Origin of the sequence: Sphingobium tyrosinilyticum (assembly GCF_042654265.1) — a bacterium.
In the GTDB taxonomy this organism is placed as follows: Bacteria; Pseudomonadota; Alphaproteobacteria; order Sphingomonadales; family Sphingomonadaceae; genus Sphingobium; species Sphingobium tyrosinilyticum.
Map to the genome: position 1 here is coordinate 145,529 of NZ_JBHSFZ010000058.1, position 13,747 is coordinate 159,275.

12 protein-coding genes are annotated in these 13,747 nt (G+C 59.5%); 10 read left to right on the forward strand and 2 right to left on the reverse strand.

The annotated features are described in order from the left end of the window. Positions 1-40 precede the first annotated feature (40 nt). From ACFO3E_RS16625 to ACFO3E_RS16635, 3 genes are all read left to right on the forward strand, one after another. Positions 41-1,762 carry an arylsulfatase gene (locus tag ACFO3E_RS16625; protein ID WP_380806408.1) on the forward strand — a complete coding sequence of 574 codons (1,722 nt, stop codon included), beginning with the start codon at positions 41-43 and terminating at the stop codon, positions 1,760-1,762. Between the two features lie 133 nt (positions 1,763-1,895). Then, positions 1,896-3,506 (forward strand): GMC family oxidoreductase, encoded by a 1,611-nt coding sequence (locus ACFO3E_RS16630; protein ID WP_380806410.1) that lies wholly within the window; start codon positions 1,896-1,898, stop codon positions 3,504-3,506. A gap of 127 nt (positions 3,507-3,633) precedes the next feature. Continuing rightward, positions 3,634-4,605 carry an SDR family NAD(P)-dependent oxidoreductase gene (locus ACFO3E_RS16635; RefSeq protein ID WP_380806413.1) on the forward strand — a complete coding sequence of 324 codons (972 nt, stop codon included), beginning with the start codon at positions 3,634-3,636 and terminating at the stop codon, positions 4,603-4,605. Positions 4,606-4,617: 12 nt separating this feature from the next. Here the strand turns inward: ACFO3E_RS16635 and ACFO3E_RS16640 are convergent, their stop codons facing one another. Both ACFO3E_RS16640 and ACFO3E_RS16645 read right to left on the reverse strand, forming a co-directional pair. Continuing rightward, positions 4,618-5,133, reverse strand: a complete 516-nt coding sequence (locus ACFO3E_RS16640) for a cupin domain-containing protein (RefSeq protein WP_380806415.1) — start codon at positions 5,131-5,133, stop codon at positions 4,618-4,620. Between the two features lie 10 nt (positions 5,134-5,143). Further along, positions 5,144-5,605, reverse strand: a complete 462-nt coding sequence (locus ACFO3E_RS16645; RefSeq protein WP_380806418.1) for a hypothetical protein — start codon at positions 5,603-5,605, stop codon at positions 5,144-5,146. A gap of 298 nt (positions 5,606-5,903) precedes the next feature. On the opposite strand from ACFO3E_RS16645, the gene ACFO3E_RS16650 reads away from it, so the two are divergent. The 7 genes from ACFO3E_RS16650 (at position 5,904) to ACFO3E_RS16680 (ending at position 13,739) form a co-directional block, all read left to right on the forward strand. Then, positions 5,904-8,192, forward strand: coding sequence for a TonB-dependent receptor (locus ACFO3E_RS16650; protein WP_380806420.1), 2,289 nt, complete (start codon positions 5,904-5,906; stop codon positions 8,190-8,192). A 300-nt stretch (positions 8,193-8,492) separates the two neighbouring features. Beyond that, on the forward strand, positions 8,493-8,792 hold the full coding sequence (locus ACFO3E_RS16655) for a hypothetical protein (RefSeq protein WP_380806422.1): 300 nt from the start codon (positions 8,493-8,495) through the stop codon (positions 8,790-8,792). After that, entirely contained in the window at positions 8,789-9,850 is a 1,062-nt protein-coding gene (locus tag ACFO3E_RS16660) for an amidohydrolase family protein (RefSeq protein WP_380806424.1), read from the forward strand. Before ACFO3E_RS16655 ends, ACFO3E_RS16660 begins: the two co-directional genes overlap by 4 nt. A 126-nt stretch (positions 9,851-9,976) precedes the next feature. Continuing rightward, positions 9,977-12,184: an acyl-CoA dehydrogenase gene (locus ACFO3E_RS16665; RefSeq protein ID WP_380806426.1), complete on the forward strand. Its 2,208-nt coding sequence runs from the start codon at positions 9,977-9,979 to the stop codon at positions 12,182-12,184. A gap of 76 nt (positions 12,185-12,260) precedes the next feature. Then, the gene (locus ACFO3E_RS16670) at positions 12,261-12,662 is read left to right on the forward strand and encodes a nuclear transport factor 2 family protein (RefSeq protein WP_380806428.1); all 402 of its coding nucleotides are present in this window, start codon (positions 12,261-12,263) and stop codon (positions 12,660-12,662) included. A 2-nt stretch (positions 12,663-12,664) separates the two neighbouring features. After that, complete coding sequence (locus tag ACFO3E_RS16675; protein WP_380806431.1) at positions 12,665-12,961, forward strand: YciI family protein; 297 nt, start codon at positions 12,665-12,667, stop codon at positions 12,959-12,961. A gap of 1 nt (position 12,962) precedes the next feature. Further along, a complete protein-coding gene (locus ACFO3E_RS16680) occupies positions 12,963-13,739 on the forward strand; it encodes an alpha/beta fold hydrolase (RefSeq protein WP_380806433.1) in 777 nt (258 codons plus the stop codon). Positions 13,740-13,747 lie beyond the last annotated feature (8 nt).

Here is a 13,747-nt window from a genome sequence, read left to right on the forward strand (position 1 = left end):
TCTTCCGTTTTTGGTTCCTTCCTCGACCGCAGAGAGAGAGATGCGACGACTGTTATTCGCCCTGTCAGCGGCCACAATGCTGGCCGACGCTGCCACCGCACCTGCGCGGCCCGCTTTCATCAAACCGGTACAAAGGCCAAACATCCTGTTGATCGTGCTGGACGATGTAGGCTATTCCGATTTTGGCTCCTATGGATCGGAGATCCGCACACCGGCCATCGACGCACTAGCCAAAGGGGGGCTGCGCTACAATCGCTTCGATACAAGGGCCGTCTGTTCGGCGACCCGAGCCGCGCTGTTAACTGGACGTAATAATCAGTCAGTCGGGATGGAGTCGCTCGCGTCCGTCCGTAACAGGCGTGATCCGGCCAACACCGCTACCGACCGCGGCGAGATGCCGGCCAATGCGGAAACGATGGCGCAGGCGCTGAGCCGGGCGGGTTACGCTACCTACGCGGTCGGCAAATGGCATCTAGCGCCGGACTATGACGCTCCGCCCAAGGGGCCCGCCGCATCCTGGCCGTTGCAGCGCGGATTCCAAAGCTATTACGGCTTCATCGGTGGCTGGACCGACCAATATAAGCCAACGCTGGTTGAAGGTAATGCACCTGTGCCGACGCCCGCGCGCGCCGGGTACCATCTTAGCGAAGACCTGGTTGATCATGCTATAGCGGCGTTCGACAAAAAGCCCAATGACAAGCCAGCTTTCGTCTATCTGGCGTTCGGCGCTGGTCATTCTCCCATTCAGGTACCGCGCCGCTACATTGACAGTTATGCGGGAGTCTATGAACGCGGATGGGACGTGCTGAGAGAGGAACGGTTCGCCCGTCAGAAGAAGATGGGCCTGGTTCCACACGGCACACAGCTGTCCCCTCGCAATGCCGGTGATGCTGCCTGGAACAGCCTCGACCCGGTGCGCAGGCGCGTGTTCGCGCGCTTCATGGCGACCTATGCTGGCTTCATCACTCATACAGATGAGCAGATCGGGCGACTGATCGATCACCTTAAAGCATCGGGTGCGCTCGACAATACTCTGGTGATGGTCATCTCAGACAATGGTGCAGCGAGCGAGGCGCAGCCCGACGGCGCCTTCCGGGTGCCGTATGGCGATCGCACGACGGTCGAGCAGATGGATGCGAGTCTGGATGAGCTAGGAGGACCAACTACGCAGGCACTCTATCAACGGCCTTGGGCAATGTTGGGAAGCACGCCCTTTCCCCGTTACAAGCTGTGGCCCAATGCCGGGGGCATACGCGCGCCGCTCGTCGTCAGCTGGAAGGGCCATCTTGCCAGTCCCGGGGGCATACGCACGCAGCGAGTGGATGCAATCGACCTCGCACCCACGTTGCTTGAAGCGGCGGGCACGCGGTTTTCCGCGAGCATCGCTGGCGTCAAGCAGCTGCCGGTCGCTGGTCGGTCGATCAGCGCGACCTTCCGGTCCCCTAAAGCGCCCGGCCGGCGGTCGCAATTTTTCGGCCTCTATGCCAACCGTGCCATCTATTCGGGTATGTGGGAGGCTGTCGCGATGCGTCCCTGCGGCGGCGATATCTCGACCGAACGATGGCAGCTGTTCGACAGTTCGCGCGACTTCGCTCAGGCGCGGGACGTGGCAGCGATCAATCCGGCGGTGTTGAAGCGACTGAAACGGCTGTGGCAGCAGCAGGTCGACACATGGGTAGGTCAGCCGTTGGCCGGTCAGCAGCCTATCGCCGTGTGCAAATATATGCGGATGGGTGACGCTTTCGCTTCTCAAGGTGATTGAACTGGCGGACGCGAATGCAGCAGCATTCGCCGCAGCGATAAGAAATGAGTATATGTCATTTCACATTGGCAGAGATGAGCCTACGGCGTAGGACACGTTCTTCGCGGCAAGAAATTAGAGTTAAGGGGAGCATGTGGTGAAGGATCAGTACGATTATATCGTGGTGGGTGCGGGATCGGCAGGATGCGCACTTGCCAGTCGGCTCGCCGACGATCCGGCAAACCAGGTGCTGCTCATTGAAAGTGGACCGGCTGACAAGAACAGCTTCATCCATATGCCACGTGGCATCGGCGTCATCCTCAATCCGGGCAGCAAATATATCTGGGACTATCAGGTTCAGACCGGCGGCAATGGGCCGGAGGAACGTTGGTTTAGGGGTCGCACGTTGGGCGGCTCTAGCTCGGTTAACGGCATGGTCTATATGCGCGGTGCCCCGCTTGATTACGATGGCTGGGCCGCGATGGGCTGCCAGGGTTGGGGCTGGAAGGATGTCGGCGCGGCCTTTGCCCGCCTTGAAAATCATGATCAGGGCGCAGCTCAATGGCGAGGCGGGGAGGGGCCGTTGCGCATTACGACGCATCCCGCCGGTGACCCTCTTTTCGACGCCATATTGACGGCTGGCGAGGAAATGGGCGTCGCGCGCGTCGCCGACGTGAACGAAGTGAATGCCTGCCGCGAAGGCGGTCTGGGGTGGCAGCCGACGACTCGTTTCAAAGGCGCGCGTTTCAGCTCTGCCCGTGCTTTCCTGGAGAAGGCTGAGCAGCGAGGCAATTTGCATGTAGCGACGGATACCGACGTTCTGCGTGTCGAATTCGACGGTCGGCGCGCCGTGGGCGTGCGGGTGCGTGACAAGCAGGGCGAGCGAAGCGTCAAGGCTGCGAAGGAGACGATCTTGTCTTGCGGTGCTATCCAGACACCCAAGCTGCTGCAGCTTTCGGGAGTGGGTCCTGCGGACCTGCTACAAGCGCACGGGATCGAAATCGTCGTCGACGCGCCCGATGTGGGCAAGAATATGCGGGAACATCGTCATGTCGACCTCAAGATGCGGGTCAAGAGCCATAGCCAGAACAAGGATCTTTCCGGCTGGCGGGCCATCTGGTCGGCGCTGCGGTATTTCCTGACAAAAACCGGGCCGATGAGCCACGCCGCCCATGAAATCGGTGGTTTTGCTAAGTCGGAAGAAGGCATTGATCATGCAGATTTGCAGTTCGGTCTGATGTCCATGTCTTCTGGCCGGGATCCGGATGGTAAAATCGGTATTGACCCCTATCCGGGCATTACCTTCATCACCTATTTCACGCGGCCGGAAAGCCAGGGCGAGGTGCGCATTCAGTCCGCCGACCCCGATGTCGCTCCCCACATCAACGCAAATCATTTGTCGGCGGAGATCGACCGCAGGAAGTTTGTCGCAGCCTTCCGCTGGAATCGCCGATTGGCTCAGCAGCCTGCCCTGAAGGCGTGGGGCGCCGAGGAGATGGAACCGACTGCGTCGCTGGAGACAGACGAAGACATATTGGCGCACGCGATGGAATTGGGCGGCACCTGCTTCCACATGGCCGGCACCGCGCGCATGGGGGTGGATGAACGAGCGGTGTGCGACCCTCAGCTGCGGGTAAGGGGCGTGAATGGCCTGCGCGTCGCGGATACGTCGATTATGCCTACGCTGGTGTCTGGCAATACAAATGGGCCCGCGATGATGATCGGCATGCGCTGCGCGGATTTCATTCTTGGTCAGTCGAAATAATACCGTCCCTGGCGCGCGACCGAGGCTTGAGCTAGCAGGGCCCCTCTGCTTTCTGCGAAGCCAGTGTCCTGGGTAGGCGCCCCAAGAGCACGCCTACCGCGCCGTGCCAGATCGGAGAGGAAGGCGTATGAAGGATTTGTCAGGCCGGACGGCCATTGTCACGGGCGGCGGAACGGGCATGGGCCGGGAACTGGTGCGCCAATTGGCGGCCGCGGGTTGTAGCGTTGCAACATGCGACGTTTCGGAAGAAAATTTGGCTGAAACGATGGTGCTTGTCGATGCCGACCGCCTGCCAGAAGCCGTGCGCGTGACGAGCCATATTGCTGACGTCTCGCGAGAGGCGGATCTGACCCGCTTTCGCGAAGAATTTCAGGCAGAGCATGGGACCGATCGCCTCAATCTGCTCTTCAACAATGCGGCCATCGGCGGGGGCGGCAGCATGTTCACCGACAGCCGCGAGCATTGGGATCGCACCTTCGCAGTCGTTTGGGGGGGCGTCTATCTAAGCGTGCGCGCATTTCTGCCTTTGCTGGTTGCAGCGGATGAAGCCCGGATCATCAACATGTCCAGCCTCAACGGTCTGTGGGGCAGCATCGGCCCGTCAGCCCCCCATACAGCTTATGTTGCCGGTAAATTTGCCGTGCGCGGCTTTACTGAAGCGCTGATGATCGATCTTGCGCTAAATGCGCCACATGTACAGGCGTCTGTTGTCATGCCCGGCCATGTGGGCACTCCTATTTCCGCTAATACGCGCCGCTACCTGTCAGGCGGCAAAAGTGACGAACTGTCGCCGGAAAAAGTGGAGCAGATCCGCGCTCGGCTTGCCGCGGCTGGTCGGCGGGGAGAGGCGCTAAGTGACGAACACATTCAGGCGGAAGCCGCCCTCTTTGCCCGCCGGTTTGAAGAGGAAGCTCCCACGACCGCAGCGCAGGCGGCCGCGGAAATCCTGACTGCTGTTCGCGCTGGTGAATGGCGCATTCTCGTGGGGGAAGATGCAAAGCTGACGGATGCGATGGTTCGCGCCGAGCCGGAGCGGGCCTACACGCCCGAATTTTTTGCGCGGGTGCAGTCCAAGGTGAAATGGATGTTTGCTGGATAGCGCCAGCCGGTCTTAGTGTGGGGCGGGACGCTTTGCCTTTTGCCAGTCTGCCCGGTTGGAAATGACGGTGTTTAGCGCCTTGGCCCACCAATTGGGCCCCTTGGCATGATTAACGATGTTGAAATGCTGAGCATGGCGAATCTCCAGAAGTTCTACCCCGTCGAGGCCAGGCGTATAAGTATAGGGGACATTGACGGGGATGAAGAAACTGTCCTGCGCACCCAGTGTCTCAGTTCCCAGACGTAAACTGCCCGCAATGATATAGTAGAGGCAGTCCGTATTGTGGCTGTGCAAGGGAAGGGGAAAGTTCCGCTTGAACCAGACATGGGTAAGGTTGAACCCGGGCAGGTTGCACAAGACCTTTACCTCCTGGCCATCAAGCAAGCCATGATCGACCAGCGCCACCGCCCCTTTCGTCTGTGTTTCTGTGCCTGGCACGAACGTCAGGCAATCGGTGTCACCGAGATCTGGCGCTTCGCCCGCCCGCATGATCGTGAAGCCAGGGCCCTGTGTGTGCGCCTCAGTCATAGGTTTCTCCTTAACCAGCCTGATTAGGCTTTTCCTTGATTTGGATGAGAACGAGTTCGACCCCCGCGATCCGCGGCAGTGGCGCTTCGGTCGCGACCGAAAACCGGTCTCGCCAGGCGGGATTGGCACTAAAGCAATCGACGCGGCCGTACGGCGGGTAACCGGCCGCGGCGGCGCGCGCTTCTCCCTCGCCCAGATCTGGTATCGCCAAGACCAGGCTGCTCAAGCCTTCGCCTCGTTCATCGATCTGGGAGCGAATGGCGTCTGCAATGCCCTCACGTCCGCGTGGCGATATAAGTTCAATACCCGCAGTCCAGGATATGGCGACGCGCAAGCCTAGGCCTGGAGGATCGAAAATTTCAAAGTCAATAATGCCTAGAGCGCGTGCCAGTTCATCACATGCGGTGTCAAAATTCTCCTCCCGATAAGAGAGGATAACACGATTGATGGTTGGACCGGGCTTCATCACCATAGGTTCCTTCGACCGAAATCCCGCAAACAGATTAAGCCCGATGCATTACGTTCTTCAAGGGTTGTGATTCGCAACAGCTGGCGGAGCAGGCAGGAAATTCATTGCACCCGAGTCGTTTCGATATTTCCGAACGAAATTCTGATTTTTTCACCATGTTGAAACTGCGTCTTTCGGGCAACAGTCCACCTCAAGCTCGCCGAAAAACGCGCTGCTGATGCGTAAGAAGATTGAAAATCGATCACCTTAATGCACAGTTACATGTGCAATCAGAATCAAAGGGTGGGAGAGGAATTTGCAGGTGAAAACCGCTATTCGTTGGCTGGCGAGCGCGAGCATTTTGATGATCAGCGCTGCCGCACAAGCGCAGGCCCCGGAGGAGCAGGCGGCATCGAGCGTGTCGAATGAAGACATTGTTGTGACGGCACGCCGTAAGGACGAAAGTCTTCAGGATGTCCCGCAGGTGGTGAACGCTGTCACTGGCGCTGCGATTGAAAAGCTCAACATCCAGAAATTCGAGGACATCCAGACGGTTGTACCGGGTCTCTCGTTGGCCAGTGGCTCTTCAGGAACATCGACAAGGCTTTCGCTGCGCGGCGTTACCTATGACTCCTTCGGCTCTGCCCCGCCGACCGTCGAATTCTACATGAACGATGCGACGATATTCGGAACCCTGCTGTTCCAGTCCATGTATGACATCGGTCAGATCGAAGTTCTGCGTGGCCCGCAGGGCACGTTGCGGGGTCGAGCAGCACCTTCCGGGTCCATTACGGTCACTACCCGTCGTGCGGATCTGTTTGATGTGGGCGGTTACGTGAACGGTACCGCAACGGACAGAGGTGGCATCAACCTCAATGCCGCGATTGGTGTGCCGATCATTAAGGGCGCAGTTGCGCTCCGGCTTGCCGGCATCGTCGACCAGAACGACTATGACTTCGTGAAGAGCGTTAATAACGGCACCTCCCCATTTTCCAATTCGCGCGGCGGTCGTGCTAGCTTGCGGATTGAACCAAGCGATAATATCACCGCAAATATCACTTATCAGTATCTGGATCGCCAGCAAAAAGCCTTTCCGGGCGTAGAGTCGATGGTGATTTCTCAGCCCGGCGCGGCTGTCGGCACAGGGCCTTTCCTGCGCGCGGCGGATCGTCGCGGCATTACTGACGGCGCGGTTACGATAGACGAGCAGCAACAGGTGCTGAACGGACAATTGACTTGGCGCTTTGCGGGGCAGCGGCTTGATTATGTAGGATCGCTCACCTTCTGGGACAGCAAGACGAGCACACCGCAGGATCTGGCCAATCTCATACCGGGGACTGAACTGCGGCAGAACGTCGAGACCGATTTCCAAACGCGGTCTAATGAAGTGCGGCTGTCCTCGGATGAGCGCCTCTTCAATTTCCTTGATTACACGATCGGTGTTTTCGATTTCTGGAACAGGTCGACCAACGACATCGACAATGTGGGAACGTTGATCGACACCTATCAGCGCCGCCATGAAAGGTCGTTCTTCGGCAATTTGACAGCGCATCTGGGCGAGAATACCGAAATCTCGGGCGGCATCCGTAAGATCACGTTCAAGTCGGCCGATCGGATGACGCTCACCGCCTTTGGTATCGATCTACTCCCCTATGTCGAAAGAAAGCACACGCCGACTATCTACAACGCATCGATCTCGCATCGTTTCAGCGATGACTTCATGGTCTATGCGAGCACTGGTAGCAGCTGGCGTGCAGGGCCGCTCACCCTGGGCGTGTTCCGCCCACTTACGCCAAATCTGGACCGCTTCCTGAATATCCGTCCGGAGAAATCGAAGTCCTATGAAGTGGGCTTCAAGTCGACGCTCCTCGATCGCCGTTTGACGCTCAACGTCTCGGCGTTCCACCAGGACTTTGATGGATATATCTATCGCGGAGCGCCGGTGAACTATGTCAATCTGGGTAGAACTGGCGAATCCCTCAATGTCTTCAACTTTCAGGCGAATGTCCCAGCCAAGGTCAATGGGGTGGAAGTTGAACTTGCTTACAAGCCAAGCGACCGCTTTAACCTGAGTGCGTCCTTCGCTTATGCCAAGGGTAAGATCAAGAACGGTGAAATTGCATGTAACGACAGCGATGGCGACGGCGTGCCAGATACCGGACCAGTGACTATCGGTTCGATCAAGGCGGCCTCGGGTGGCGATGCCGTAGCTGCTTGCTCAGTCACGCAACGACTGTCTTACGCGCCAAACTGGAGTCTCGTGCTGACGCCGGAATATAACGCGCCGATCACCGAGCGTGTGAGCGGCTTTGTTCGCGGTCTCTTCTCCTATTATCCGGACAATCCCAACGACCCGACGAACGCGTTCGACAGTGTCAAGGCATATAGCCTGCTCAATCTCTATCTAGGCATCCGGGATCCTGACAATGCTTGGGAAGTGTCCCTCTTCGCGAAGAACCTCCTCAACACCAAGCGGACGCTGACACGCGGTGATCGTCCGCAGGCGACCTTTGGCGTCACTAACCCCGCTTATGGCGATTATGTCAGCGCCACCTACACTAGGCCGCGGGAATTTGGGGTCAACGTCCGCTACGCATTCGGCTCACGCTGAGTCTCTCCATCGGCTAGCCGAGGAATAGGGCGGTGGGACTTCCCATCGCCCTCTTTTTTGTCCTTCATAAGCAAGAGATAAACAGGAGCAGGAGGCGACGGCGGTGGGTCGGATAGCAGAACTGCCGCTACGGAAGATAAAAGGGGGCTTGGTTCTGCGTTCGCCCAGAGGCGTCGATCCAAGATTTTCGCGCTGGTAAGAAGATTGTACATGAGCGATTGCGATTATGATCAAGAGGAGCTTTGCCGCACTAGTGCGGAGAAATACATGTATCCTCTTAGGCCCCATGTCGGAAATTATGTGGCTGCAATGATATGGAATCAGGTTAACGACAAGGTCTGCGCCATCGCCCTTCATCTCGTGCCGGACGCGCGCGAGAGCCTTCTCCAGGACATTAAGCATGTGCGCTATTTTGACCGCTATCGGCGCGACGTCGGGATCTGGCGACTCGCCATGCGGACCGTCGCTTTTGACCGGCGTTACGCCGTATCAGTCGACGATGATCATCTCGCGGCGGGCCGCGCGACGCAAGTGCTGAGCTATGCAGACTTTGCTCTGCCGCAGCTTGCGCGCGCCGGTGGCGGAGCAAATTGCAGATGATTAGCCGGTTGCTGCATTCGGGCCTACCGAAGGAGGAGGCAATCGAGCCGGACCTGCCCATCGTAGATCCCCATCATCATCTGTGGGACCGCAGTCCGATCCTGCACCTTGTCGATCCGCCGCAATTTGGATGGCAGGAGGTGATGCTGCGCGCGCCGCGCTATATGATCGATGACTTCTGCGCTGACCTGTGTGGCGGTCATCGCGTGGTAGCGACGGTGCATGTAGAAGCAAGCCATGCTTATCGTCCGGATGGTCCCGAAGCGCTGCGGCCGGTCGGCGAAACGGAATTCGTCGCGGCAGCAGATAGTACCTGTGCGAGAGGCTATGGAAAGGGCGTCAATGTGTGTGCCGCTATCGTGGGCCATGCCGATCTGACGCTGGGCAGCGGCGTGGTGCCCGTACTGCAGGCTCATGTCAAAGCTGGGAATGGGCGATTTCGCGGTGTCCGGCACAGCGCTGCATATGATCCCGACCCTGCTGTATTGGGGCCGGCCAATGAGCGAGAAGGGCTCTATCGCACTCAAGCCTTCCGCGCCGGCTTTGCACAACTAGCTCCAATGGGCCTCAGCTTCGACGCCTGGCTACTGGAACCGCAGCTAGCCGACCTGATCGACTTGGCTGCGGCGTTCCCCGAAACCTCGATCATTCTTGACCATTTGGGTACGCCCGTTGGCAACGGCAGCTATGCTGGCCGGCTCCAGGAGCGTTTTCCAATCTGGAAATCTCATATCGCCCGTTTGGCGGAATTGCCTAATGTCTCGTTGAAATTGGGTGGTCTTGGCATGGACTATACGGCGCTGCCCTCCTTCATGGTTGATCCGCCCGCAAGTTCGGCTCAACTCGCGGCCGAATGGCGGCCATGGATCGAAGGTGGGATTGAGGCATTCGGGCCAGATCGGTGCATGTTCGAAAGCAATTATCCAAGCGAATGCGGCGCCGGCGGATACGGCACTATCTGGAACGCCTTCAAGCGAATTGTGACCGGCGCTTCAGCACAGGAAAAGGCGGCGTTGTTCAGCCAAACCGCAGCGCGAGTCTATCGGATCGATCTCTAAGCATCGCCCCCGCGCAATTATGCCTGAAGCGCCTAGAGCGCCTTGTCACATCCAATGCAAGGGGACAAGGAATGAAGCTATGCGAGCAGCGCCAATTGGCCGTGCTATCACCGAGAGGAAATATCCATGCAGCTGAGCCTGCCTGAAGACAGCCAACCCGTTAAGGAGATGTTCGAGCGGTTTTTTGCCGCCGAGTCGACCAGCGCGCTGGTGCGGGAGGCGGAGCCCACCGGCTTCCATGCGGGGCTGTGGAAGGAACTGGTAGCGTTGGAAGTGCCCTTCATGCGCGTTCCTGCTTCGGCCGGTGGTGGCGAAATGAGCCTGTTCGACGCCTGTCTGATGATGGAGGAGGCCGGCCGGCGGCTCGCTCCCGCGCCGTTAGCGGAATCGCTGGTCGCACTGCGCATCCTAGGGCAGGTGGGTGGCGATGCCGCTGCGCAATGGATTGAAAAGGTCCGCGGTGGTGAAACCGTACTGACCTTTGCGCTGAAATCCGTCTCGGATGGCAGGTCGCAGCTCGTGCCCGGCGGCGCGGTGGCGAAGGGCATCCTGACCTTCGACGGACAGGCGCTGGCGATCGAGCTGCCCGGCGAGCCGCTTGACGCGCCTTTCTCGCTCGGCGGGAATGCGCTGGGCCGCTTCACGCCGGGAACGGGTGAGCGAATTCTGCTTTCCACCAACGCTGACGCAGCGAGCATCTGGGCGGCGGGCCTGGAGGAATGGAAGATCCTCACCGCAGCGGCGCTGATCGGCCTCACGCAGGAAGCGCTGGGAATGGCGGCTGCTTATGCGAATGAACGTATCGCATTCGGCATTCCGATCGGCGCGAACCAGGGGCTTGCCCACCCGCTCGCCAATGACGTGATCGACGCGGATGGCGCGGCCTATCTGCTGTGGTGGGTCCTGCGCGGTATTGCGAAAGGCGACACGGACGCCGGTGCAACCATCTCGATGCTCAGTTGGTTTGCCAGCCGAACGGCCAGCACCGCCGTCGCGCATGCGCTCCACACCTTCGGCGGCTATGGCCTGTCGAACGAATATGACATCCAGCTTTACCATCGTCGCGCTAAGAGCTGGGCACAGGCCCTGGGCGACCCGCAAACCGAACTGGAGCGCGGGGGGCGCCGCCTACTGCTGGGCGAAGCTGCCGCATTGCCTGATGTGGGAAGGGTGGATATCAATTTCGAAGGGCCAGACACCAGCACGGGCCTCGCCGCTGAAGTGCGCGCATTGTTCGACTCCATCCTAGATCCCAAAAAGCACCGGCTGCACGAATATAATTTCGAAGCGCATGATTGGGACGTGCACCGTGCAATCGGCAAGGCTGGCCTGCTCTTTCCCGAATGGCCCGAGAAATGGGGTGGGCGCGGCGCTGACACCGAGCAGGTGCGTGCTGCAAACAAAGTGTGGATCGATGTTGGCTATGCCGGTTTTCCGCGCGGCGTCACGGGGATGGCCGGCAAAATGGTCCAGCTTGTGGGTTCGCCAGAATTGCAGGAAGAAGTGCTGCTGCCCTTCGCACGCGGTGAAAAGACCAGCTGCCTTGGCTTTACAGAACCCTCAGGTGGGTCGGACGTGTTTGCGGCGAAGACGCGGGCAGTTAAGGATGGTGATGAATGGGTCATCAACGGGCAGAAGATGTTCACTTCCGGAGCGGAACTTGCCGACTATGTTTTGCTGCTCGCCCGTACCGACCCCGAGGCGCCCAAGCATAAGGGGCTGACTTTGTTTCTCTGCCCGATGAAGCAGGGCGGGGTGGAAATCCATCCAGTTGAAACCTTCATGGACGAGCGGACAAACGCGACCTTCTATGAGGATGTGCGCATTTCCGACCGCTACCGTCTGGGCGACGTGAATGGCGGTGCACGCGTGATGGCGATGCTGCTGACCACCGAACAGGGCGGCACCATGTATCACCACCAGTTACGTGAAATGGTCGCGGCGGTGGCCGAATGGGCGAGGAGGCAGGAACGTGACGGCAAGCCGCTGATCGAAAATAGCAATGTTCTAGCCCGTCTGGCGCGAACTTACAGCAATGCCTGCGTCGCCGAGGCGCTTAACGGCCGGTCCACCTGGACGCAGATGACAAAGGGGCAGGATCTTGCCTTTGGTCCGGCGGCTAAGGTTTTCTCTACAGAGGCATTCATCGCCGACTCAGCGGATCTGGTTGATCTTGCCGCGCCGGAATCGCTGCTGCGCGGCAAGACAGGGTTGGGCGTGGTTGAGATGGGCTATCGCCACTCCACTGCCACCAGCGTCTATGCGGGAACCAGCGAAGTGCTGCGGTCCATGGTGGCCGAGCGTCGGCTCGGCCTGCCGCGTAGCCGGGCCTGACGGTTGACGCTGAGACTAAGCGCAGTTAGCCATTAAACATTGCACACAGGTATGTGCATATATGAGGAGTCTGGCTATGTCTGAGGATGTTCGGCACCTCGCCGACAAGATCGCCATTCGTGAAGTGCTGGATGAATATTGCCTGCGTTTGGAGGTCAATGATTTCGAGGAATGGCTGGACCTGTTCACACAGGACAGCATCTACGAGGTATTTCGCCGGGAATTAAAAGGCCGCGATGAGATCCGCGCGATGTTGAGCCTTGCACCCCATGGTGTGCATCTGGGTGGCGCGTTGCGGATCGAGTTGCAGGGCGATGCGGCAGAGACGATCCAGAACTACGCCTTCTACGGCGACGATCCGGCACATAGCAATCAAGGCTGGTATCATCGCACGCTGGTGCGCACCGATAAGGGTTGGAAGATTTCCCGAACCAAAGTGAAGCTGCAAAAGCATGTGACGCCGGCGGAGAATGCCTGACCATGGCGCTGTTTCTGGTCCAGTGTCGCGACGTGCCAGAGGGTGCTTCCCTCCGCGCGCAGCATCGTCACGATCATCTCGCCCATGTGCGCGGCAGCGGGCAGACGCGTCTGGCGGGCGGCGTGCTGGGCGAGGATGACGCGATCGTCGGATCCTGGCTGGTGATTGAGGCGGCGAACCAGGCGGAAGCCCAAGCCTGGTGCGCTGCAGACCCCTTCCGCAAGGCCGGCGTTTATGCCGACGTCACCATCACGCCCGTGCGCATGACCTATACCAACCTCAAGCCCGAGGGTATCTGACATGCCCTTCGCGACCCATAAAGGGACGCGCCTTTACTGGCGCCTTCAGGGCCTCCAGGGGGCTCCCGTCATCGTCCTCCTCCACGGTATCGGCGCTGACCAGACCCTTTTCGACGCGATCGTGCCGTTTCTGATCGATGAGTATCGCCTGTTGCGCGTAGATTTTCGAGGGCATGGCGCATCCGACGCGACTGCGGGCGACTATAGCCTGGACCTACTGGTTGGCGATGTGCTGGCGGTTATGGACGCAGCGGGCGTGGACAAAGCGACCCTGTGCGGCGTGTCCCTGGGCGGCATGGTCGGCATGGAGGCCGGCCTCAAGGCGCCCGATCGATTCACGGGCCTTATCCTCGCCTGCACGTCCCCTTCTCTGACGGACTTCTGGCGAGGCCGCGTCGCTGCCGTGCGAGAGGCGGGTGGGATGTCCGGGATCGCCGCTGCTGCGACAGGGGCGGTGCTTTCCAAGGACTATGCCGCTGCCCATCCCGGCTTTGTCGATGGCGCGCGCTACGCGCTCAGCCATATGAGCCTGGACGGTTATGCCGGCTGCGGAGCGGCGATCCGGGACATGGACGTGCTCGACCGCTTGCCGGGGCTTGACCTTCCGGTGCTGGTGCTGGCGGGGGAGCAGGATCTGGCGACGCCCTTCACCGGCCATGGCGACCGCATCGTAGCTGCCATTCCCGGTGCGCAGAGCCTGATCATGCAGACCGGCCATTGGGCATGCGTGGAGGCGCCGGACCAATTTGCCCAAGCCGTGCGCGAATTCGCGGGCTGATGATTTTT